Source organism: Achromobacter sp. FW305-C-30-7, from assembly GCF_058783105.1.
Genome location: NZ_JBYSYI010000001.1, coordinates 1051501 through 1072509, shown reverse-complemented (window position 1 = coordinate 1072509; position 21009 = coordinate 1051501). Strand labels below are relative to the sequence as shown.

Annotated in this window: 18 protein-coding genes; 8 read left to right on the top strand and 10 right to left on the bottom strand. The window is 66.2% G+C overall.

All coding sequences use genetic code 11. The annotated features are described in order from the left end of the window. The first annotated feature begins 34 nt into the window (after positions 1 to 34). Complete coding sequence (locus AC3WOB_RS04940; RefSeq protein ID WP_492274367.1) at positions 35 to 1249, top strand: hypothetical protein; 1215 nt, start codon at positions 35 to 37, stop codon at positions 1247 to 1249. A gap of 14 nt (positions 1250 to 1263) precedes the next feature. Here AC3WOB_RS04940 and AC3WOB_RS04935 read toward each other — a convergent pair whose 3' ends face one another. Both AC3WOB_RS04935 and AC3WOB_RS04930 read right to left on the bottom strand, forming a co-directional pair. Beyond that, complete coding sequence (locus AC3WOB_RS04935) at positions 1264 to 2484, bottom strand: hypothetical protein (protein ID WP_492274366.1); 1221 nt, start codon at positions 2482 to 2484, stop codon at positions 1264 to 1266. A 55-nt stretch (positions 2485 to 2539) separates the two neighbouring features. Beyond that, positions 2540 to 3589, bottom strand: a complete 1050-nt coding sequence (locus AC3WOB_RS04930; protein ID WP_013396070.1) for a hypothetical protein — start codon at positions 3587 to 3589, stop codon at positions 2540 to 2542. A 320-nt stretch (positions 3590 to 3909) separates the two neighbouring features. On the opposite strand from AC3WOB_RS04930, the gene AC3WOB_RS04925 reads away from it, so the two are divergent. Further along, entirely contained in the window at positions 3910 to 4569 is a 660-nt protein-coding gene (locus tag AC3WOB_RS04925) for a glutathione S-transferase family protein (protein ID WP_492274365.1), read from the top strand. 19 nt (positions 4570 to 4588) lie between these two features. Here AC3WOB_RS04925 and AC3WOB_RS04920 read toward each other — a convergent pair whose 3' ends face one another. From AC3WOB_RS04920 to AC3WOB_RS04890, 7 genes are all read right to left on the bottom strand, one after another. Then, positions 4589 to 5335 (bottom strand): citryl-CoA lyase, encoded by a 747-nt coding sequence (locus AC3WOB_RS04920; protein ID WP_492274364.1) that lies wholly within the window; start codon positions 5333 to 5335, stop codon positions 4589 to 4591. A 67-nt stretch (positions 5336 to 5402) separates the two neighbouring features. Beyond that, a complete protein-coding gene (locus AC3WOB_RS04915; protein WP_492274363.1) occupies positions 5403 to 7538 on the bottom strand; it encodes an acetate--CoA ligase family protein in 2136 nt (711 codons plus the stop codon). Next, positions 7535 to 8032: a MaoC family dehydratase gene (locus AC3WOB_RS04910; protein ID WP_492274362.1), complete on the bottom strand. Its 498-nt coding sequence runs from the start codon at positions 8030 to 8032 to the stop codon at positions 7535 to 7537. Before AC3WOB_RS04910 ends, AC3WOB_RS04915 begins: the two co-directional genes overlap by 4 nt. After that, positions 8029 to 8778 carry an SDR family NAD(P)-dependent oxidoreductase gene (locus AC3WOB_RS04905; protein ID WP_013396075.1) on the bottom strand — a complete coding sequence of 250 codons (750 nt, stop codon included), beginning with the start codon at positions 8776 to 8778 and terminating at the stop codon, positions 8029 to 8031. Before AC3WOB_RS04905 ends, AC3WOB_RS04910 begins: the two co-directional genes overlap by 4 nt. A 60-nt stretch (positions 8779 to 8838) precedes the next feature. Continuing rightward, positions 8839 to 9804 carry a Bug family tripartite tricarboxylate transporter substrate binding protein gene (locus tag AC3WOB_RS04900; protein WP_332014246.1) on the bottom strand — a complete coding sequence of 322 codons (966 nt, stop codon included), beginning with the start codon at positions 9802 to 9804 and terminating at the stop codon, positions 8839 to 8841. Between the two features lie 22 nt (positions 9805 to 9826). After that, on the bottom strand, positions 9827 to 11290 hold the full coding sequence (locus AC3WOB_RS04895; RefSeq protein WP_492274361.1) for an aldehyde dehydrogenase family protein: 1464 nt from the start codon (positions 11288 to 11290) through the stop codon (positions 9827 to 9829). Between the two features lie 11 nt (positions 11291 to 11301). Next, entirely contained in the window at positions 11302 to 12495 is a 1194-nt protein-coding gene (locus AC3WOB_RS04890) for an iron-containing alcohol dehydrogenase family protein (RefSeq protein ID WP_492274360.1), read from the bottom strand. Between the two features lie 81 nt (positions 12496 to 12576). Here AC3WOB_RS04890 and AC3WOB_RS04885 point away from each other — a divergent pair, with 81 nt between their 5' ends. The 4 genes from AC3WOB_RS04885 to AC3WOB_RS04870 all read left to right on the top strand — a co-directional run bounded on the left by AC3WOB_RS04885 (position 12577) and on the right by AC3WOB_RS04870 (position 16810). Further along, positions 12577 to 13398, top strand: a complete 822-nt coding sequence (locus tag AC3WOB_RS04885) for an IclR family transcriptional regulator (protein WP_492274359.1) — start codon at positions 12577 to 12579, stop codon at positions 13396 to 13398. Beyond that, positions 13395 to 14426: an NAD(P)H-dependent flavin oxidoreductase gene (locus AC3WOB_RS04880; RefSeq protein ID WP_492274358.1), complete on the top strand. Its 1032-nt coding sequence runs from the start codon at positions 13395 to 13397 to the stop codon at positions 14424 to 14426. The genes AC3WOB_RS04885 and AC3WOB_RS04880 overlap by 4 nt, the downstream gene beginning before the upstream one ends. 256 nt (positions 14427 to 14682) lie before the next feature. Beyond that, the gene (locus AC3WOB_RS04875; protein ID WP_492274357.1) at positions 14683 to 15654 is read left to right on the top strand and encodes a Bug family tripartite tricarboxylate transporter substrate binding protein; all 972 of its coding nucleotides are present in this window, start codon (positions 14683 to 14685) and stop codon (positions 15652 to 15654) included. A 4-nt stretch (positions 15655 to 15658) separates the two neighbouring features. Beyond that, positions 15659 to 16810, top strand: coding sequence for an acyl-CoA dehydrogenase family protein (locus tag AC3WOB_RS04870; protein WP_492274356.1), 1152 nt, complete (start codon positions 15659 to 15661; stop codon positions 16808 to 16810). Positions 16811 to 16823: 13 nt separating this feature from the next. Here the strand turns inward: AC3WOB_RS04870 and AC3WOB_RS04865 are convergent, their stop codons facing one another. Next, positions 16824 to 17312 (bottom strand): sigma-70 family RNA polymerase sigma factor, encoded by a 489-nt coding sequence (locus tag AC3WOB_RS04865; RefSeq protein WP_492274355.1) that lies wholly within the window; start codon positions 17310 to 17312, stop codon positions 16824 to 16826. Positions 17313 to 17449: 137 nt separating this feature from the next. On the opposite strand from AC3WOB_RS04865, the gene AC3WOB_RS04860 reads away from it, so the two are divergent. Beyond that, positions 17450 to 18436 carry a FecR family protein gene (locus tag AC3WOB_RS04860; protein WP_492274354.1) on the top strand — a complete coding sequence of 329 codons (987 nt, stop codon included), beginning with the start codon at positions 17450 to 17452 and terminating at the stop codon, positions 18434 to 18436. Positions 18437 to 18551: 115 nt separating this feature from the next. Then, on the top strand, positions 18552 to 20960 hold the full coding sequence (locus tag AC3WOB_RS04855; RefSeq protein ID WP_492274353.1) for a TonB-dependent siderophore receptor: 2409 nt from the start codon (positions 18552 to 18554) through the stop codon (positions 20958 to 20960). Positions 20961 to 21009: the final 49 nt, after the last annotated feature.

The following is a 21009-nucleotide window of genomic DNA, read 5'->3' as shown; positions in this document are numbered from 1 at the left end:
GCTATCCTTGACGGTTTTCATCCCGCACCCCGTCATGGCGCAGCCCTCCGCCCGCATCCTCGAAGGAACCATCGACCAGATCCGCCTCGCGGTGCCTCTGGTGCGGCACGATGCGTTCCTGCGCATCGGAACAGAAGCCGTGATCGCCGCCGGGCTGGAGGCGCCGCAGATCAACCAGCTGCAGCGCTTGCATCTGCAGGGCATCCCGGCGCGCATGGGCGTGATGGACGGTGTGGAAGGATCGGCCGTCTTCTCCTGGGCGGTTCCGGCGCGCGGGGAGCCCATCCCGCCGCGCTACTACCAGACCCTGAAACGGCGCGGCTGGCGCGAGGCCGCCATCGGCGGCGCGATCGGCGCGGCGTTCGTATGGCTGGCGTGGCTGCTCGGCATCGCCAGCCTCACGCGCGTGTTCCTGATGGTCTTTTCGCTGGTCGTCGCCCTGGTGGCGCTGGTAGTGGCGGGGTCGGCCTTGCATGGCCTCTGGCATAACCGCCGCCACCGTCCGTTGATACTGGCGAGCGAGGCGCTCTTCGATCCCGAGCAACGGCCCGCAGCCGGCACGCCCGCCCCGCCGCCCAAGCCGCCACGCCTGGAGCCGCTATCGACGCAGGACGAAGGCGAACCGCCCATCGGACATGTGCGGGGCCATCTCGTCGGCCTCACGCATGAAATGCGCCAGGTCCACAAAGGTCCCAACTATGGCATCTACCGCTACGCGGTCAATGGCGAGAACTTTGTGATGATCGCCCAGGAAGCGTTCGGCGACGCGCTGCCCTTCCTGGCCGAGAACGACCGCGTCGAAATGGCGGTGCGCGCGGCCCCGGCCCACGACGGACAGCGCGCCGTCTATGCGCTGCGCAATCTTGAAGACGGCCGCTGCTATATGTGCCACCGCTATTACGGCGGCGAACAAGGCCGGGACACCCCCATCCGCGTAGGCATAAGCCAGCGCGCGCGCATGCTCAAGCTGATGGGCGCGCTGTTGCTGACCACCTGGCTGTTCGTGGTCGGCCTGCAGTACTTCGCGGGATCGGACGATGGCTCGTTCCAGGACTTTCCCGAACTGGCGGTCTTCCTATTGGCGCTCTTCTTCGTCGTGTGGCTGGGCTTCGCCCTGCCCCTGCTGTGGCTGGACACGCGCTGGCGCATGGGCCGGCCCACCCGGCGCCAGCGTTTCACCCAGCGGCTCTACGCCATGCTGGATCTGGGCACGCCCCTCGCGCCATCGCGGCGCATTGAAGACGTATAGCGCGCACGCAGGCTTCAGTTGCCCAGCAGCCTCACGGTCTGCGGGTTGTAGCCGAAATACGCGCCGCCGCAGCCCGTATGGGCTTGCGCGGCGGCGGGCAGCCCGGTGGCGCGGACGGACAGTTCGCCGCGCACGCGGATCTCCCGATAGCGCTCGGCCGCCACCGTCTCATCGGGCAGGAAGTACAGGCGCGCGCGCAACAGGCCCTTGCCCGGATCCTTGCTGCTCGCCGCGCTGAAGGCCGGCACATTTACCGTCGCCTCGCGCCAGATCCCGGGCTGTTCCAGCGTCTGCCAACGCACCCGCAAGGGCTGCTCCAGATCAAGTAGTACCGGGCTGCCGCCACGCACCGGATCGCAAGGCCGCGACAACACGCTGCGCGTCGCGTAAGAACCCATGTCGTAGGCCTGGCCATTGATCTCCACCCTGGCGATGGTCAGCGGCGTCAGGTTCTGCAGGCCGAATATCGCCAACCCAGGCATCCCCGCCGACTCCATCCGCTCATCGGTCGTGCCGGCGAAGCGCGCGAGGCCAGGCGCAACCTCGACGTGGTCGGCATAGTGGTAGTAGTGATAGACCACCACCTCAGCCTCGCCCTGCGAGGACGCCGAGGGCAGCTTGCCCAGATCGGGATACGGCAGGCGCTTCAACGGCACGGACGCGCCCGGGCTTCCGTCCTGGCTGGAGTACACGTAGTGGTCCACGCCGTCCTTCAGGCGCGCGCCCTGGTAGGGGAAATTCTCGCTGGCCGCTGACCCCTGGTTCGGATAGCGGTGAAAGCGCGAAAACATGTATTGCACTGCCGACCCGGGCTCCAGGTACGGCGACGAGCCGGAAGACAAGCTTCCGCCGCGCCTGTCCGTCCAGATGGTGCGCCCGCTCAGATTGACGTGGACCTCATCGATCGCGGGGTGAGACGCCCGAAAGCGGTCGTACCGGCCCTGCTCGATGGAGTCGCTGACGGGCACGATGGCCAGGGCAAGCACCGCAGGCAGGAACATCAAGCCATGGACACGCCCCGGCACCTGGCCCTTGTCGCGCACCATGTACACGATCCAGCAAAGCGCCAACACCACGGCCAGCGGCCCGCCGAACAACACGCCATAGCTCAGCAGCGCCTGCGCGCCCCAACCGAGATTGGGGGTGGAAACGAACACGACGCCCAGGAATGCCAGCAGTCCCGCCAGCAGGAGGGAAACCGCGATGCCGAACCAGTAATCCCGGATCTTCTTCAAGTGGATCGTCCTCGTCAGTTGCGGCCTGGCAGCGCTGCGCCGCTACGCTGGCCGTCTATTTGCCCTTGCGCAGCGACAGCGGCACGCCCCAGACCGGGTCTTCCATACCCTGCTTGCCCAGCGGCGTGATCTGCATCGGTATCATCGTCGACAGGAGTTTACGGTGCTCATCGCTCACGTTCGCAAGCCGCTCGATGTACTTCTGCGTGAACTCCATGGGCGCCGGGCGAGTGTAGACGGTCAGGTCTTCAAGCGGGCATTCGATCATCTTGGGATCGACCGCGCGGCAGGCGGATTGCCGGTACTTGTAGCTAGGCGTCTTCAAATGCATACGCTGGCTCAGCACCAGTTGGCCGCCCTTGAGCGTGAAGCTTGCCAGCGCCTGCTGCGGCGGGATGCGGGCCTGCACCTTGATCGCCGGAATGTCGCGGGAATCGGTCTGTTCGACGTAGCCCGCCGCACCGAGCTGCGTGGTCTCGCTGTACTGCTGCTCGCCCCAGCTCACGCAGGCGCCCGAAGCCATGTGCACGGCGGTGCAGACCTTGCGCGTCTTGGTTTCGGTGCCGTAGGTAGCGTCGCGCCAGTTGGTTTCCCGGTAAAACTCGCGGTAGAGCTCGGGCGACAGATAGGCAGTGCCGTTGGCGCCGCGGCCAGAACCCACCTTGCCGCCCGGAGCGCCGACCTGCTCAAGCAGCGCATTCAGCTTGTAGTCGTCGCCGCCGGTCAGCAGGTATTTGCCGGGCGGCAGGATATGCACCTCGAAAGCCTGGAACAGATAAGTCGCGTTCTTGTCCCGCTGCAGCGCATTGGTCTCGAAACGGCGGCTGAAGGTGATCCGCGGGTCCTTTTCGAACATCCAGATGACGTGCGAGGTCCACTTGGTCATTTCCAACGCGTCGCCCAGCGAACGATGCGGCATGATGTCGGCCACCAGCACCACGGCCATATCGTCCTTCAACGCCGCGTCTATCAGGTCCAGCAGCTGGGCATAGCGCGGATCGTTCCTGGTGCCCTCGGCGCTCAGGAACGGGTGCTGCGCGCAGCCCGACAGGGCCAGCGTGAGCGTCAGGGCGGACAGGGCAAGTCGCGGGCGCGTCAGGGTCATGGAGTGGTCCTTGATGTAAGCGGTATCGGTCTGTTGAGCGCGGATACTACTGGCTCGGGGCCGGACCGCAATCCTTGCGTGACGGCTGAAACACGCCCTGGCCGGAGCTGATCCAGCGCGCCGCGGACTCACTCAAGCACCCGGCCATGAATCTCGGCGGCGAGCCCAGCAACGGCGCGGGCTGCGAACCCGCGCCGCCCAACCGCCAGGCGTGGGCGCCCTGATCGCTGACACAAAGGGTTTGAAATTATTTGTTGCGATTGTTTCCCGTCTCGGCGACGCTAGGCGTCGTCCATAGCGATTCCGCCCGGAGACCCACCATGTCGCTCGCGCTTTACGGTCATCCCTTTTCCTCCTACACGCAGAAGGTGTTGATCGCGCTGTACGAAAACGGCACCCCGTTCGAGTTCCGATGCATCGGCCCCGACACGCCGCAACACGCGGCCGAATGGCTGCGGCGCTGGCCTCTGCACAAGTTTCCGCTGCTGGAAGACGGGGACCGCAACGTCGCCGAGACCAGCATCATCATCGAGCACCTGCAGCTGGAGCATCCCGGTCCGCAGCGCCTGCTGCCCGCCGATCCCAAGGCCGCCCTGGAAGTCCGCTTCCTGGATCGCTTCTTCGACCTGCACGTCATGAACTGGACGCAGCATGCAGTCGGCGGCGCACTATCGGGCGATGAGGCCAAGCGCCGGGAAACGTTGGCGCTGGCCGTGGAAAAACTGGAAGTCGCCTACGCCTGGCTGGAGGCGCATCTGGCCGGCAGGACCTGGGCGACTGGGGAAGACTTCACGCTGGCGGACTGCGCCGCCGCGCCGTCGCTGTTCTATGGCGACTGGACGCACCGGATCGCCGAGGCGTATCCGGTGTTGCGCGCGTATCGGGCGCGCCTGCTGGCGCGTCCGTCGTTCGCGCGAGCCGTGGAAGAAGCGCGGCCATACCGGCCGCTGTTCCCGCTGGGCGCGCCGGACCGGGACTGAGCCAGGTCCGGCAGGGGCATCACTCGTTGCCGGCGGCCATGTCCCATACCTTCTGGGCGATGGGGTTCTTCTGTTCCTCGATGATGTGGGCCATCAGGCCCACCGAGCGGCCTATCATCGTCAGCGCCTTGCCCAGTTCCGGCGTCAGGCCCATGTCCAGCACGATGGCGCCCTTGGCCCCGGTGGCGTTCAACGGAATCTTGCGGCCCGACTGCCGGGCGGCCGCCGCGGCCAACTCCACGGCAAAGCGCGAATAGTTGCCGTAGTAGCCGCAGTCCCGGGCGATCTCGAACATCTTTTCGCAACGGGGATCGCCGTCCACGTGTATCGGGTGCCCCACGCCAGGAATCTTGCGCTTGGCCGCTTTGTTGGCCTTGACGCATTCCTCGGCATACTGGCGCAGTTCCTCGTCCGTGTAGCTGTCCTGTGGCGGCAAGGCATCGCGCAGGAAGCGCGCCGCGTATTCGATCACGCCCAGGAAACGGCTGCCGGCGCCCAGCAGTCCCGCCGCCAGGGCGCCCTGCATGGCCTCGGGTGCGCCATGCAGGGTCAGCCGCGCCGACAAGGCGCTGGGCGTGAGGCCGTGGTCGGTCGCGCTGACCAGGAACAGGTTGAGCATGGTCTTGAGCTGGGGCGTGGGGAACTCGCCCAGCAGCTCCAAGGCCAGAACGTCGATAAAGTCGCGCTTGAACAGGTCCTGCACCAGGTCATGGCCACGCACCAGGATGGTATGGGCGTCGCCGCCGCCGATCTTGCTGTCGAACATCTGAAATCTCCGTATTTTTTTGGGGGCAGCGGCCTCCAGGATGGAGGACGGCCGCTGCACCGGTTCGCTATTCGATGACCGCGTCCAGGGCCACCACGCCCTGGCCCTGGTTCAGCACCACCAGCGGGTTGACCTCCAGCGATTGCACGCCATCGCCCAGGGCGGTGAACAATGCCGCGATGCGCTGCACGGCATCCACCAGAGCCGCCTTGTCCCGCGCCGGCAGGCCGCGATGGCTGGCCAGGCGGCGCGCGATGCGCGTCTGATCCAGCGCCTGCTCGATCTGCGCGCGGTTCGCGGGCAAGTGGCAGCGCGCCACGTCGGCGTCGACCTCCACCCACACGCCGCCCGCGCCCACGCTCAGCACCGGGCCGAAGACCTCGTCGCGATGCAGGCCCACCAGCATTTCAACGCCGTCCACCACCATTTCCGACACCAGCACGCCGCGGATGGCGGCGGCCGGCACCTGATGCCGCGCCGCGTTCGCGAGGATGCGTTCGAAAGCCTCGCGCACCTCGGCCTCATCGCGCAGCCGCAGCTGCACACCACCGATTTCGCTCTTGTGCAACACGCCGTCAGCCACCAGCTTGAGCGCCACGGGAAAGCCGATGGCGCGCGCCGCCGCTGCCGCCGCTTCAGCGGAAGCAGCCTGGGATTCCCTAGGCGAACGCACGCCATACTGCGCCAGCAGCGCCTTGGCCTGCGCTTCGTTGCAGGGCAGTTGAACGGCAGGCGCAGCTGCCGGCAAACCCGCGGGCGGAACGTCCTGAACCTCTTCCACAGATTGTTCCGCATATCCGCTGACGCGCTTGAGCGCCTGCATGGCATTGCGCAGGCTGTAGACGGGCGCGAAGCCTTCCTGGATCAACAGATCGTGGGCCGGCCCGCGGCGGCTGCTCATCCAGACAGGCACGAAAGCCTTGGCCCCGCCCTGCGCCACGGCCAGCATGTTGCGCACCAGTCCTTCGGTGCTGGCCGAATAGTTGGAAGTGATGGGATAGAGCACGGCATCGACGCCCGGATCGGCGAACAATGGCGCAAGGCAGCGCCGGGCCAGCTCCGGATCGGTCAGCGCCTTGGTGGTCAGGTCCACGGGATTGGTCAGCGCCGCGTAGGCAGGCGCATGCCGCGCCATCTCGGCCACCGTTGCGTCGGCCAGCACGGCCATGGCCAGACCGGCTTCGCCCACCTTGTCGGCCGACAGCACGCCCGCGCCGCCCGACGACGAATACACGCAGATATTGCGCAAGCTGCGCACGCCCACGCGCGATATCAGGCTGGCTACGTCCAGCAGCTCATCCAGGTCTTCCACGCGGATGACGCCGTACTGCGAGAACACCGCATCGTTGACGGCATCCTCGCCGGCCAGCGAGGCGGTGTGCGACTGCGCCGCCTTCTTGCCGAAATCCGAGCGGCCGATCTTCAGCGCGATCAGGGGCTTGCCCGCGCGGCGGGCGGCCGCCGCCGCCGCGATGAAGCGCGGGCCGCTGCGTATGCCTTCCATCACGGTGCAGATCAGGTCGGTGCCGGGATCATGCGCCAGCCAGTTGATGAAATCCGCGCTGTCCAGGTCCAGCTCGTTGCCGGTGGAAAACCAGCGCGAGAAGCACACGCCGCGTTCGTTGCCCTGCATCAGCGAACGGCCCAGGCCGCCGCCCTGCGTCACCAGGCCGATGCGCGAAAGCTGGCCGGTCCTGCCGTCGTTGCGGAATTCAGTGGAAAAGGTCAGTCCCAGGCGCGGCGCCAGCATGGTCATGCCCGCGCAGTTGGGGCCATACAGGCGCATGCCGCTGCGCTGGGCCAGTGCCAGCATCTCGGCCTCGACCGAGCGTCCCGCCTCGCCCAGTTCGGCAAAGCCGCCCGTGAACACGATGGCGTAGCGCACGCCTTTCTCGGCGCAAGCGCGCAGCGTGGCGACGGCGGATTCCGCCGGCACCAGCAACAAAGCCACATCGATGCCATGGACCGGCACCGCGTCCACGCTGGTATGCAAGGGCTTGCCGAAAAGCTCGCCGCCCTTGGGGTTGACCAGATGCACCTCGCCGTCGAAATCCGAATGCTCCAACACGTTGACCACGGTGGTGTGGCCGAGTGTGCCCGGCTTGCTGGAAGCGCCCACGATCATGACCGACCGCGGCCGCGTCAATTCCACCAGGTCGTCGAAGCTGACCTTGGGATCGAACTGGGAAGGACTCGCGCTCATGCGGCCTCCGGTCGGCATTTCATCAAGGTGGTCCATTCCGATTCCACCACGGTCTCGCCGTTCTGGTTCTTCACCGTGCGCAGCATGGTGACACGTCCCGTTCCGGGGCGCTTCTGCGATAGTGTCTTCTCGCCTATGCTCAGCTCGACATGAATGGTGTCGCCGATGAGCACCGGCTTGCGCCATTGGCAACGCAGTTCAGTCAGCGCCAGCCGGGTGCCGTCCATCAGGCGGTATACCGGCATGCGAGTGGTCAGGCCCGAGGCGATGGCCAGGGTCAGCATGCCGTGCGCGGCGCGCTGGCCGAAGGGATGGCCGGCGGCAAACACCGCGTCCGTGTGCAGCGCGTTGTAGTCGCCGGACAGCCCGGCGAACTGCACCACGTCGGCCTCGGTGACCGTGCGGCGCGGGCTCTCCCAGGATTGCCCGGACGCCAGGTCCTCGAAGTACAGGCGCCGGCCCAGGTGTTCGTCCAGATCGAATGGCGTGCTCATGCGTAGCGCCCTCCCGTCACGTGCACGGTTTCGCCCGTGGTGAAACCCGCCAGACGCGACGCCAGGAAGGCCACCGTGGCGGCCACGTCGGCCGGATCGCCCAGGCGGCCGACCGGCGTGTTGGTCTTGGCGCGTTCGGTCAGGTCTTCATAGTCGGGGCGCTTCTGCATGCGCGGGGTCGAGATGACGCCGGGAGCGACCGCATTGGCGGTGATGCCGAACTTGCCGGACTCCAGCGCCAGCGACCGGGTGAAGCCGATCAGCCCGGCCTTGGCGGCCGAATAATTGGTCTGCCCCGGATTGCCCAGATGGGCGCGCGAGGCAATGTTGATGACGCGGCCGAAGCGCTGCTCCATCATCAGCGGCAGCACGGCGCGCGAGCAATGGAAGGCGCCCAGCAGCGTCACGTCCAGCACCGCGTGCCAGTCTTCCTCGGACATCTTGGTCAGATAGCGGTCGCGCGCGAAGCCCGCGTTGTTGACCAGAATGTCCACTTTCTGCCAACGCTGCGCCGCCTGCTGCACGGCGCTGCCCACCTCGTCCTTGTTGGTTACGTCGGCGCGCACGCCCAGCACCTGTCCGCCCAGGGCCGACAGTTCCTTGCAGGCCGATTCGATCGCCTCTTCGTTGGCGTCGCACACCACCACATTGCAGCCTTCCTGCACGAAGCGCCTGGCCATTGCCATGCCCAAGGTGCCCGCGCCGCCCGTGATGAAAGCGGTGCAACCCTTCAGTTCCAGATCCATGATGCCATTCCATTCAAGTTTCAATGTTCCTGCCGCGCCTGGCCCGACCGGGCCCGGCGTTCAATCGACCTGCAAGCGCGCCTGTTCCACCAAGGCCTTGGCGCCCGCCCGTTCCTTGGCCCAGAACGCCGCGAAGGCTTCCGGCGTGCTGCCCACCAGCGGCGTGTAGATGCGCGCAAAGCGCTCCCGGACCTCGGGCATCTGCAAGGTTTCGCGCAACGCGCCTGAGAACTTGTCGACGATGGGCTGGGGCGTGCCGGCGGGCATGACCACGGCCTGCCAGGTCGTCACCTTGAAGCCCGGCACCCCGGATTCGGCCACCGTTGGCACGTCGGGCATGTCGGACACGCGCTGGTCGCCGCTGACCGCAAGCGCGCGCAACGCGCCTTCCTTGATGAAGGGCGCAGTGGTGGAACGGCTGTCCACCATGAAGGACAGACGCCCGGCGATCAGGTCCTGCAAGGCCGGGGCGCTGCCCTTGTAGGGCACGTGCGTCATGGGCGCGTTCAGGGCCAGCGACAGGGCGGCGCCGGCAACGTGCATGGAACTGCCATGTCCGGCAGAGCCGTACGAAAGGCCTGCGTCGGGCTTCTTCGCCGCCTGCACCAGGTCCTGCATGGTCTGGAACGGCGAAGACTTGGGTACCACCACCACCAGCGGCGAATCGGTCAATTGCGTGACCGGCACGAACGCCTTGCCCGGATCGACCTGCACACCCTTGTAGAGATAGGTGTTGATGGCCAGCGGTCCGACGTTGGCCCACAGCGCCGTGTAGCCGTCGGGGTCGGCCGTGGCCACGGCCTGGTTGGCGATATTGCCGTTGGCCCCCGGCTTGTAGATCGGCACGATGGGCTGCCCCAGCTTTTTCGACAGCTCGTCCTGCACCATCTTGAAAGCGATGTCCGAAGCGCCCCCGGGCGCGAAGCCGATGACCATGCGGATGGGCCGGTCGGGCCATTCCGCGTGCGCGCCCGCCGCCAGCATGCAGGCGGCCAGGCCCGAGGCCAGTTTGACGATGAACTTCATGTTGTCTCTCCTGGGCGACACGCTAGATGGTGGTGTCGTACTTGACGTTCTTGAGCTGCGTGTTTTCGTAGATGGCTTCCAGCCCGCGCTCCTTGCCGATGCCGGACTGCTTGTAGCCGCCGAAGGGCGCGTCGAACGACGTACGCAAACCCGTGTTGATGGCCACGCTGCCTGATTGCAGGCCGCGCGCCATGCGCAGGGCGCGGCCGCCGTCACGCGTGTACAGCACCGCGGCCAGGCCGTAACGCGTGTCGTTGGCGATACGCAAGGCGTCAGCCTCGTCGCGGAAGCCGATGAGGGATTGCACCGGGCCGAAGATCTCGTCCTGCGCGCTTTGCATGCGTGCATGGGAGTTCAGCAGCAGCGTGGGCGACACGAAATAGCCCTTGGCCGTGTCGCCTTCCAGCTTCATGGTCCCGTAGTGCGCCGGCAGCGCGCCCTCTTCTTGCGCCAGCGCTACGTACTTTTCTACACGTTGCTTCTGGGCCGCGCTGACCAGCGGCCCCATCTCGGTGGCCGGGTCGGCGGGCGAGCCGATGCGCACGGCGTCCAGGCGTTGCGTCAATAGGCCCAGGAATTCCTCGCGCACGGATTCCTGCACCAGCAGACGGGTGCAGGCGATGCACACCTGGCCGGAGTTCTTGATGATGTCGCCTGCGGCCACAGCCGCGGCCTGGTCCAGCGGCGCGTCCTCGAACACGATCAGCGGCGACTTGCCGCCCAATTCCAGCGTGACCCGCTTCACGTCCGCGGCGCCTGCCGCCAGAATGCGCGCGCCCGTCACGGTGCCGCCGGTGAACGACACTCGCGACACCAGCGGATGCGTGACCAGCCGTTCGCCCACCGTGGCGCCCGGGCCGTTGACCACGTTGATCACGCCGGGCGGAAAGCCGGCTTCCTCGAACAACCGCGCCAGCGCCATGGTGGACAGCGGCGTCACCTCCGAGGGTTTGAGGATCACCGTGTTGCCCGCGGCCAGCGCCGGACCGAGCTTGTTGACGGTGAGCGTCATCGGATAATTCCACGGCATGATGAGCGCGCACACGCCCAGCGGCTCGCGTATCGTGAAGTTGAGCACGTCGGCGTTGCCCACCGGAATGGTCTCGCCGCGCAGGGCCGGAATGATGCCCGCGAAGTACTCCAGCGATGCCGGCATGCCCTTGAGCGAATCCAGCGAATGGGTGATGGGCTTGCCCACGTTCAGCGTTTCGATCCAGGCGAGCTTCTCGCGGTCGCGCTCGAACAGCTCGGCCAGGCGCCGCAGCAGCTTGCCGCGCTGGGCTGGGGTGGTCTTGCGCCAATGCGTCTCGAAGGCGGTGTGCGCGGCCTGCACGGCGGCGTCGACGTCGGCGGCCGAGGCTTCATGCACATGGGCAAGCACCTGCGCCGTGGCCGGATTGAAGGTCTCGAACGTGCGGCCTTCGGCGCCTGTGCGCCAGCTTTCCCCGATCAGCAGTTCGTAGGGGTGGGAATCTATGACATCCATGCGGGCGCTCCTTACGCGGCCATTTGCAGGTATAGGGATTGGATTTCTTCGTGCGCGAGTACGCGCGGATTGATGGGCATGGAGGCGCTCAGCATGGCCTGGCTGGCAAGCTGCGCGGCGTCCTGCGCCGACAGCGCCAATCCGGCAAAGCGCAGGGGAATGCCCGCCAGCCGCGCCAGCGACTCGACCACCTCGATCAGGGCCGTGGCGTCCTGTTGTTCGTCTTCGCTGGCGGCTATGCCCAGGGCGCGCGCGGCCTCGGCGTAAGGTGTGGCGGCGGTCTGCGCCGTGTGGCGCGCCACCACGCTGAAGATCGGACCCAGCACTTCCGCATGCGCCATATGGACCCGCGATTCCAGCGGCGTGCACATGGCATGCACCGCGTCCACCTTGCTCATGCCGATGGCGAGGCCCGCCATGTAGGCGCCCATCTGCATGTCGGCGCGTGCACGCAGGCTGTCCGGCGCGCGCAGCACGTCGGGCAGCGCCCGCATGCACAGGCGCAAGGCCTGCAAGGCCATGGCCTTGCCGACCGGGGAAGGATCGGTGTTGATCCACGCGCCCAAGGCATGCAGCACGGCGTCGAAGCCGCCCTGCGCGGTGGGACGCGGCGGCAGGCTGAGCGTGAGTTCGGGTTGCAGCGCCACCAGTGACGGACGGGCGCGCAGGGAACGGTACAGGCGCTTGCGCCCGTCGTCGCCCTGGATCAGCGCGGCCGAGCTGCTTTCGCTGCCAGTGCCCGACGTCGTGGGCACGGCGACGAAGAGCGGATCGGCGCCCTCGGCAGCAGAGTTCAGCCAGGCCTGTCCGCGCGGCGCCTGCAATTCATCGGCGTCGAAGCCGCCCGCCAGGCAGGTGTAGACCGCCTTGGCCACGTCGATCGCGCTGCCCCCGCCCACCGCCAGCACGCTGGCGCAGCCCTGCTCGCGCGCCAAGCGCAGCGCAGCCCGGACCTGGTCCATGGCGGGATTGGGCACCACGCCGTCATAGACATGCCATTGCAGTCCCGGCACGGCCGCAAGCGCCGCCTCAACGGCAGGCCCCACCGCACCCCAGGTGCCGGCGTCAGTCACCACCAGCGGCAGACGCAGGCGCGGACCCGCGGCCGCCAGGGTCCTGGCCAGGGCGTCCGCGCCCCAGTGGCAAACTCCCGGCCAGGCCATCACGCCCTGGGCCTGAAGCGCACAATCTTGCTGACCGCTCACATCATCCTCCTGATCTTGCATAATTTGCTATGCGAATTTATAATTCATTTAGTGAATTGATAATAGAAAAGGAGCTTGTCCATGTCAAGAGCCTCATCCCGCACGCCGGCCAGCGACGCCGCCGAAGACGCTGCCGAACCCGACCGCCAGTTCGTCACCGCGCTGGCCCGCGGGCTGGAAATCCTGCGTTGCTTCAGCGCCGAACGGCGCATGCTGGGCACGACGGAACTGGCTCATCTGACCGGCCTGGCCCAACCCACGGTCTGGCGGCTGTGCCATACCCTGCAAAAGACCGGATTCCTGACCGCCGTGCCGGGCAAGGACAAGCTGCAACTGGGCATCGCCGCGATCGCGCTGGGCGGGGCCGCCCTGGCGGGGCAGGAAGCGCTGGACGTCATCCGACCGCTGCTGCAAGCCCTGGCCGACCGCTACCAGGTGGCGGTGGCGCTGGGCCGGCGCGATGGCGACAGCATCGTCTACCTGCTGCGCTGCCAGGGGAACTCGCCGCTGCTGATGAACCTGCGCGTAGGTTCGCGTATTCCGCTGTTCCACAGCGCGATCGGCTGGGCCTACCTGGCCTGCTGCTCGCCCGAGGAACGCGAGACCCTGCTCCAGGAAGCCCGCGCATCCGGCAAGGCCGGCGACGCCGCCGAACAACAGGCCATCTCCGAGGCCATCGCCCTGTATGCGGAGCGCGGCTTCGTCTATCACGAGCGCCCCGCCTACCAGATCAATACGGTGGCCGCCGCCATCGAATTGCCCGCCGGCGAACGTTACGTGGTCAGCTGCGGCGGCCCCGCGGCGCTGCTGCCGCGGTCGCTGATGCTTGACGAAGCAGGCCCCACGCTGCAACGGCTGGCGGGAGAGCTGCAGCCCATCCTGCTGATGGGGAGGCACGTGTGAACCAGCCTCTCGCGCCGGCCGATGCCACTGACGTTCCGCCACGCTGGCCCACCCGCATCACCGAGCTGATGGGCATACGCTGGCCGCTGCTGCTGGGCGGCATGATGTGGCTGTCCGACGCGCGCCTGGTGGCCGCCATGGTGCGCGCGGGCGGCATGGGCTTCATCACCGCGCGCAGTTCGCGCACCGACGATGACTTCAGGCAGGCGCTGCGCGACTGCGGCGAGCTGACGGGCGGCCTGCCCTTCGGCGTCAACCTCACCCTGTCGCGCCGCGCGGCCCACAACGACGCCATGCTGACGCGGCTGCGCATCGCGCTGGAAGAAGGCGTGCGTCTCTTCGAAACGGCGGGTCTGCCGCCCACGCCGCTGCTGCCCACCCTGCGCGAGGCCGGCGCCATCGTCATCCATAAATGCGCGCACGTGCGCCACGCCGTCGCGGCGCAGAAGATGGGCGTGGACGCGGTCACCCTGGTCGGCATGGAAGAAGGCGGCCACCCAGGCAGCAATCAGCTGCCCACTTTCCTCAACGGCGCTTACGCCCTGGAACAGCTGCGCATTCCGCTGGCGCTGGGCGGCGGCATCGGCCACGGCCGGCAGATCGCCGCGGCGCTGGCGCTGGGCGCCGACGCGGTGGTGATGGGCAGCGTCTTCACCCCCGCGCAGGAAACCCCGGCGCACACCGCCTACAAGCAGCGAGTGGTCGACACCAGCGAACACGGCACCCGCGCCGTGCTCGGCAGCCTGGGCGACACCTGGCGCATCCTCGACAACGAAAACGCGCGCAAGGTCGCCGCCCTGGAGCAGGCCGGCGCAAACCGCTACGCGGACTTCGGCGAACTGATCAGCGGCGAGCGCACCCAGGCCCTCGCCTACCAGGCGGGCCAGCATGAAGAAGGCATGCTGTCCATGGGACCGGCGGTGGGCTTTGCCCGCGGCATCGAGCCCGTGGAAAGCATCGTCCGGCGGCTGCAGCAGGAATGCGTGCAGGCCAGCATGCGCTTCCGGCGCATGCTCGATTCCGCCTGAGCGCCGTCCCGCGCCAGCGGGATATTCCCTCCCTCGATCCCTGCCCCGCCCTTGCGCGCGGCAGGGATTTTTCATGCGCTGGCGCAGCCGATTTGGCCGCCGGCTGCCAGCCCGTTATTGCGGCGTCCCGACAGCCGCAGTATCATCAATTCATTAAACGAATTAATAATTCGCATAGTGAATTATTAAGCAGACCACCCAAGAGTCTGCCCGGCGCATCGCAAGCGCGCTCAACCCAGAAAAACAGGAGACAAGAATGAAGTTCAGCAAGTTGGTCGCGGCAGCCCTGCTGGCCGCCGGCTTCGCGACGGCGGCCACGGCCGGAGAATGGCCGGACAGGCCGATACGGGCAGTGATCGGGTTTGCGCCGGGAGGGCCTTCCGACATCGCGTTCAAGATGATGCAGGACGAATTGAGCAAGAAGCTCGGCCAGCCCGTCATCCCGGAGTACAAGCCGGGCGCCAACGGCAATCTCTCGCTGCTGGCCGCGGCCAGCGCCCCCGCCGACGGCTACACCATCCTGTGGACCAACGCGGCCACCATCGCCGTCAACCAGTACCTGTACAAAGATCTGAAGGTCGATCCGGCCAAGGCCTTCGCGCCCGTGGCGCAACTGACGGATTCGCCGCTGGTGGTGGTGGTGCCCAAGGATTCGCCCTACCAGACCATGGCGGACCTGATCGCCGCCATCAAGGCGGACAAGCAGGCCACGCTCACCTATGGATCGCCGGGTTACGGCAGTTCGGCGCACACCGCGGCCTCCTCGCTGGCGCTGGCGCTGAACACCAAGCTCACGCATGTGCCGTACAAGGGCAGCGCGCCCGCGCTGCAAGACCTGATCGCCGGACGGCTGACCTTCATGATCGACAGCCGCTCCAGTTCCCTGCCCTACATCAAGGACGGCATGCTGCGCCCCCTGGCGGTCAGCGGCGCCACCCGCGTCAAGGATCTGCCGGACCTGCCCACCATCGCCGAGTCCGGCGTCCCGGGCTTCAAGGTCACCACCTGGCAGGCGGTGGTCGTCCCCGCCGGCACGCCCAAGCCCATCATCGACAAGCTGGCCCAAGCCCTGGAAGAAACTGCCGCCTTGCCCATCGTGCAGGAACGGTTCGAGCGCATCGCCACGCCCTTGGTCAGCAGTTCTCCCGAGGCGTTCGCCAAGTTCTGGGCGGAGCACCGCGAGGTCACCCGCGATCTCGTGGAACGCGCCAACCTGAAGCTGGAGTAAACGCATGAGCAACATCGACCTGACGCCCGAACAGCAGGAACTCCAGCACAGCATCCGCCGCTTCATGCAGGCGGAAGTGGCGCCCATCGTCGCGCAGCACGAAAAGGCGCGGACCTTTCCGTTCGACCTCATGCCCAAGCTGGCGGAACTCGGCTACCTGGGCGGCAACCTGCCGGAAGACCAGGGCGGACACGGCATCGACATGCCGACCTGGGCCATGATGATGGAAGAGCTGGGTTACCACTGGCTGTCGCTGCGCACCATCGTCAACATCACCAACGGATCCATCAAGCGTTTGGCCGCTCATGGCTCGCCGGCGCAGAAGGAGAAGTACCTCAAGCCGCTCATGGCCGGCCGCCTCAAGGCCTGCACCGGCCTGACGGAACCGAACACCGGCTCCAATATCGCCGGCATCCAGACGCGGGCCGAGCTGGTAGGCGACGAATGGGTCATCAACGGCCGCAAGCTGTGGATCACCAACGGCTGCGACGCCGACTTCGCCATGGTGGTCGCGCGCACGTTCAGCCCCATCTGCGAAGGCAAGCTGTCGACCTTCATCGTGGAACGAGCGCTTGCCAACTACGACGTGCGCAAGCTCGACACCATGGTGCTGCGCTGCACCGGCACGGCCGAACTCGGCTTCACCGACGTGCGCATCCCGAAGGAAAACCTGGTCGGCGTCGAAGGCGCGGCGCTCGCCGGCACCCTCAAAGGCCTGGACGCCGCGCGCTTGAACATCGCCATGGGCGCCGTCGGCGCCGCGCAGGCAGCCTTGGACATGTCCATCGACTATGCCAAGCAACGCGAACAGTTCGGCCGCCCCATCGGCAGCTTCCAGCTGGTGCAGAAGCACATCGTCGACATGACGGTCCGCGTCGAAGCGGCGCGCGCCCTGGGCATGCGCGCCGCCCACGCGCTGGAAGCCGGCAAGGACGTGCGCCAAGCCTGCTCCATCGCCAAGCTCTACGCCACCGAGGCCGCCCACGAAGTGGCCAACATGGCGCTGCAAGTGCACGGCGGGCTGGGATATTCGGAGGAGTACCCGATAGAGCGCATCTTCCGGGACACGCGCGGCGGCATGATTCCTGAAGGCACGACGGAGATCCAGACGCTGATCGCGGGGCGGGAAATCCTGGGGATGAACGCGATCAGCTAGGCAGCGGAAAAACCTAAACGCCGGCGTCGTGCTCCCAGGCACGCATCCGGGTGCGGCAATGCCGCAGCGCGCGCGTGAGATGCTTGTTCACCATGTCGGTGGATATGTCGAGCTTGCGGGCGATCTCGTCGTGAGACATGCCTTCGACCTGCCGCATCAGGAATGCGCGGCGGCACGCCGACGGCAGTTCATCCAGGGCCCGCTCCAGACGCGTCAATTGCTGACGGCGATATAGCTGCTCTTCCTGCAGCGGCGCTTCGCATCGCACGGCTTCCGCTTCGGCATCGAGCGACAGCGCCTGAATGCCGCGCCGGCTGCGGTACAGATCAGAGCAAAGATTGAGCGCAGCGCGAAACAGGAAGGCCCGCGGCTGGGCGATGACGCAATCAGCGTTGCGGTCCAGCACGCGCGCATAAGCCTCCTGGGCCACGTCGGCAGCGTCGTTCGCGTCGCCGAGCTTACGCCCCAGAAACCGCAGCAACTCTTTGTAGTACTGCTCCATTCGGACATTCCCCCGCGATGATTCCGAATAAGGCGCGACGGGTGAAATCCTGGATAATCCCACCTGATTCCATGCGTTCCACCCCTCGGCGCCGCAGCGCGACCGAAGTGTAACAAATCTCATTCATATTAACTGCCATGGCCGTCCCTCCCACGACTTTCTCCGGCAACCAGGATGATCTCCTGACCGAGCAGGCCGTCGAATGGTGCGTGCGCATACACGACGAATCCTGTTCCGAACAGGATCGCGCTGCTCTGCAGGCCTGGCTCGAGGCGGATCCGCGCCATGCCCGCGAGTACGAAGCGGTGCGTGATCTGTGGTCGCTGTCCCGGGAACTGCCGGCTACCCCCGCGACCGGAGCGGCTCCCGCCCGGGCATCGCGCGCGCCGCGTCCCTACACCCGCTGGGCGCTCGGCGCCTGCGCGCTAACTCTGGGTTGTTGGGCCGCGGGTTGGTGGTTCGCCCTGCTCCCCAGTGCCTATCATCGGTATGCCAGCGGCACGCAGATGACCACCGTCACGTTGGGCGACGGCAGCGAGGTCGACATGAACATCGACACCTCCATGGTGTATCGCAACTACCGCGACACCCGGCGCGTACGCCTGAGCGACGGCGAGGCCTATTTCCGCGTATCGCACGACGCTAACCAACCTTTCGTGGTGGAGGCGGGCCGGGGCACCATCACCGTTACCGGCACCGCATTCAATGTCTGGAAATCCGGCGATACCGTCGTCGTCACCCTGCTCGAAGGCAGCGTCGACTTGCGCACCGACACAGGCGGTAGGAAGGTAAGCATGCAAGCGCTGACGCAGGCGCGCTACACCGAACGCAACGAGCCGCAGACCCGTACCGTCAGCGGCTCGGCGTCGACCGCCTGGCGCAACGGCAAGCTGGTGCTCGACAACACCACGCTGCGGGACGCCATCATGCAGATCAATCGCTACCTGCCCGTCGAGGCGCGCTATACCTCGATCGACCCCGCCATCGCTGGTCTGCGCCTTGGCGGCACCTACGAAATACGCAATGTGGCCGAACTGGCTCAGGCTCTGCCCAACATTCTGCCCGTCCGCTCCTTGCGGCGTCCGGACGGCAGCCTGGCCCTGGTGGCCGGCCCGGCGCCATAGCGCCCGGCTGACGGCGTAGTTTCATTTGGTTTCAATTTCCCGTTCCTAGCGGGGCCGCGGATTTCGTCTCAGGGATTGATAACGGTAATTATTTTCAATCCCTTTTGGACAGCCCATGCGAGCCAGATCGACCGCGTCCTCCCGCGCACCGCTTGTTCCCTTCATCCCCCGCCGTTTCCTCCTGCCGCTGTTGGGGGCATGCGCGTGGCTAGGCGCCGCCTCGACGCAAGCAGCGCCGGTCGATATCGATATTCCATCCCAGAGCCTGTCACGCGCCTTGCATGAGCTTGGCAATCAGGCGCGGCTGCAGGTCCTGTATAGCCAGGATCTGGTCGAAGGCCTGCGCAGTCCGGGCGTACGTGGCCGCATGGAGCCAGCGGAAGCGTTGGAACGCCTGATAAACGGCCGCGGCATCCGCTATTCGATCCAGAACGACACGGTTACCCTGACCCCGCAACCCCACACGGCCACGCTGCCGCCAGTGAATGTCGTGGGGACCTTGCCCGACGCTGACACCTATGTGGCCACGGCCACACTGGCCGGCACCAAGACGGATACCCCGCTGATCGAAGTGCCGCAATCGATCTCGGTGGTCACGGCCGCGCAGATCCGGGAACAGAACCCGCAGACACTGGGCGACGCCGTGCGCTACATCCCTGGCATCGTGGTGCAGGAAGGCTTCAACCGCACCGATGATCCGTTCATCATTCGCGGCTTCGATGTCCGCACCAACCCGGGCGTCATGTTCCGCGACGGCCTGAAAGTGCCGCTACCGCATTACAGCGCGATGTCCGAGCCCTATGCACTCGATCGCATTGAAGTCGTGAAAGGCCCCGCGTCTGTCCTGTATGGCCAAGCCTCGCCTGGCGGGATCGTCAACGTGGTGTCGAAGCGGCCGACCGACACGCCCTTGCACGAACTGCAACTCAGCGGCGGCTCGCACAACAACAAGCAATTGGCGGGCGACTTCGGCGGCCCTCTCGATGACGCGGGGCGGCTCACTTACCGATTGACCGGCCTGGTGCGCGACGCCGACACCATGATCGACCATATTCCGGATGATCGTCTCTACCTGGCGCCCGCGCTCACCTGGCGCATTGCGCCCGACACCTCCCTGACCTTGCTTGCAAGCTACTTGAAGAACAAGACCATCAACAACGCGGGGTATCCGCTGGAAGGGTCGGTGCTGCCCAATCCCAACGGCCGCATCGCGCGCGACCGTTTTACCGGCGAACCCGACTGGAGCAAGTGGAACCAGGAAGTGGGCAACGTGGGCTACCAATTCGCGCACCGCTTCAACGAAACATGGCAATTCAGGCAGAACCTGAACTACGCCCAATCCCGCAACCGGGTGAACCATGTGTACTGGAACACCTGGGTGCCCGGCAGCAATTTTTCGACAGCCGAACGCGGCGCCTACCGGCGCGACGACGACGCGCATGGCGTCAGCGTCGACAACCAGTTCGAAGCGAAGTGGGAGACTGGCCGTTTCAAACAGAACGTGCTGTTCGGCCTTGATTACACCGAGACTTCCTTCACGCGCAAGCAGTATGCCGGCTACAACAACCTGACGCCGATCAACTTCTTTGATCCCGTGTATGGGTCGTCCGTGGTCCTTCCGGCCGAGCCCAACACCTACACCAACGAGAAGCGCAGCCAGGTCGGCCTGTACTTGCAGGACCAGATCAAGTTCGACGACAAACTGGTGCTGGTCCTCGGCGGCCGCTACGACAGCGCCGACAGCAAGACGCTCAACAAGCTCAATGACAGCAACACACGCACTGATGACAATGCGTTTACGTACCGCGTCGGCTTGCTCTACCTGGCGGAAAATGGCGTGGCTCCGTACGTCAGCTACTCCACCTCATTCCAGCCTCAGACAGGCACCACTTCGCCCGCGCGCGGCACCGCCCCGTTTGACCCCACCAAGGGAAAACAATGGGAAGCTGGCGTGAAGTATCAGCCCAGCGGCTCGAACTCCTTCATCACCGCGTCCATATTCGAACTCACGCGTACCAACGTTCCCACAACCGATCCCGACAACTCCATCTACAACGTGCAGGAAGGCGAGGTCCGGTCGCGCGGCCTTGAACTGTCCGCTACCGCCAATCTGACTCCGGGATGGAACCTGATCGCGGCCTACACCTACACGGATGCCGAAATCACCAAGAGCAACTCCAACACGCTCGGCCGCACGCCCGAGGCCGTGCCGCGCAACATGGCCTCGCTTTGGTCCGACTACACCGTGCAATCCGGTGCGCTGGCAGGGTTGAATGTCGGAGCCGGCGTACGCTACATCGGATCCTCCTTCAACGGCGCCAATACCGCCAAGGTCGGCGACTACACGCTGTTCGACGCTGCGCTGCGCTACGACTTTGGCGCGCGCAGCCCTGCGCTCAAGGGCTGGATGGCCGATCTGACCGTGCGCAACCTGTTCAACAAGGACTACGTGGCTTCGTGCACGTACGCCTGCTTCTTCGGAGAAAGCCGGACGGTGCTGGGCCGAGTGACGTATAAGTGGTAGCGGCCCGGCATCGCCTTGGCTGCCTTCCCCGGGGAACCGCCTCGCATTT

Excerpts from the sequence above, each read along its gene's own strand:
- AC3WOB_RS04895 (WP_492274361.1), bottom strand. The coding sequence starts at position 11,290 with ATGGATGTCATAGATTCCCACCCCTACGAACTGCTGATCGGGGAAAGC.
- AC3WOB_RS04855 (WP_492274353.1), top strand. The coding sequence starts at position 18,552 with ATGCGAGCCAGATCGACCGCGTCCTCCCGCGCACCGCTTGTTCCCTTC.
- AC3WOB_RS04900 (WP_332014246.1), bottom strand. The coding sequence starts at position 9,804 with ATGAAGTTCATCGTCAAACTGGCCTCGGGCCTGGCCGCCTGCATGCTG.
- AC3WOB_RS04875 (WP_492274357.1), top strand. The coding sequence starts at position 14,683 with ATGAAGTTCAGCAAGTTGGTCGCGGCAGCCCTGCTGGCCGCCGGCTTC.
- AC3WOB_RS04870 (WP_492274356.1), top strand. The coding sequence starts at position 15,659 with ATGAGCAACATCGACCTGACGCCCGAACAGCAGGAACTCCAGCACAGC.
- AC3WOB_RS04865 (WP_492274355.1), bottom strand. The coding sequence starts at position 17,312 with ATGGAGCAGTACTACAAAGAGTTGCTGCGGTTTCTGGGGCGTAAGCTC.
- AC3WOB_RS04925 (WP_492274365.1), top strand. The coding sequence starts at position 3,910 with ATGTCGCTCGCGCTTTACGGTCATCCCTTTTCCTCCTACACGCAGAAG.
- AC3WOB_RS04910 (WP_492274362.1), bottom strand. The coding sequence starts at position 8,032 with ATGAGCACGCCATTCGATCTGGACGAACACCTGGGCCGGCGCCTGTAC.
- AC3WOB_RS04920 (WP_492274364.1), bottom strand. The coding sequence starts at position 5,335 with ATGTTCGACAGCAAGATCGGCGGCGGCGACGCCCATACCATCCTGGTG.
- AC3WOB_RS04915 (WP_492274363.1), bottom strand. The coding sequence starts at position 7,538 with ATGAGCGCGAGTCCTTCCCAGTTCGATCCCAAGGTCAGCTTCGACGAC.
- AC3WOB_RS04940 (WP_492274367.1), top strand. The coding sequence starts at position 35 with ATGGCGCAGCCCTCCGCCCGCATCCTCGAAGGAACCATCGACCAGATC.
- AC3WOB_RS04860 (WP_492274354.1), top strand. The coding sequence starts at position 17,450 with ATGGCCGTCCCTCCCACGACTTTCTCCGGCAACCAGGATGATCTCCTG.
- AC3WOB_RS04930 (WP_013396070.1), bottom strand. The coding sequence starts at position 3,589 with ATGACCCTGACGCGCCCGCGACTTGCCCTGTCCGCCCTGACGCTCACG.
- AC3WOB_RS04885 (WP_492274359.1), top strand. The coding sequence starts at position 12,577 with ATGTCAAGAGCCTCATCCCGCACGCCGGCCAGCGACGCCGCCGAAGAC.
- AC3WOB_RS04905 (WP_013396075.1), bottom strand. The coding sequence starts at position 8,778 with ATGGATCTGGAACTGAAGGGTTGCACCGCTTTCATCACGGGCGGCGCG.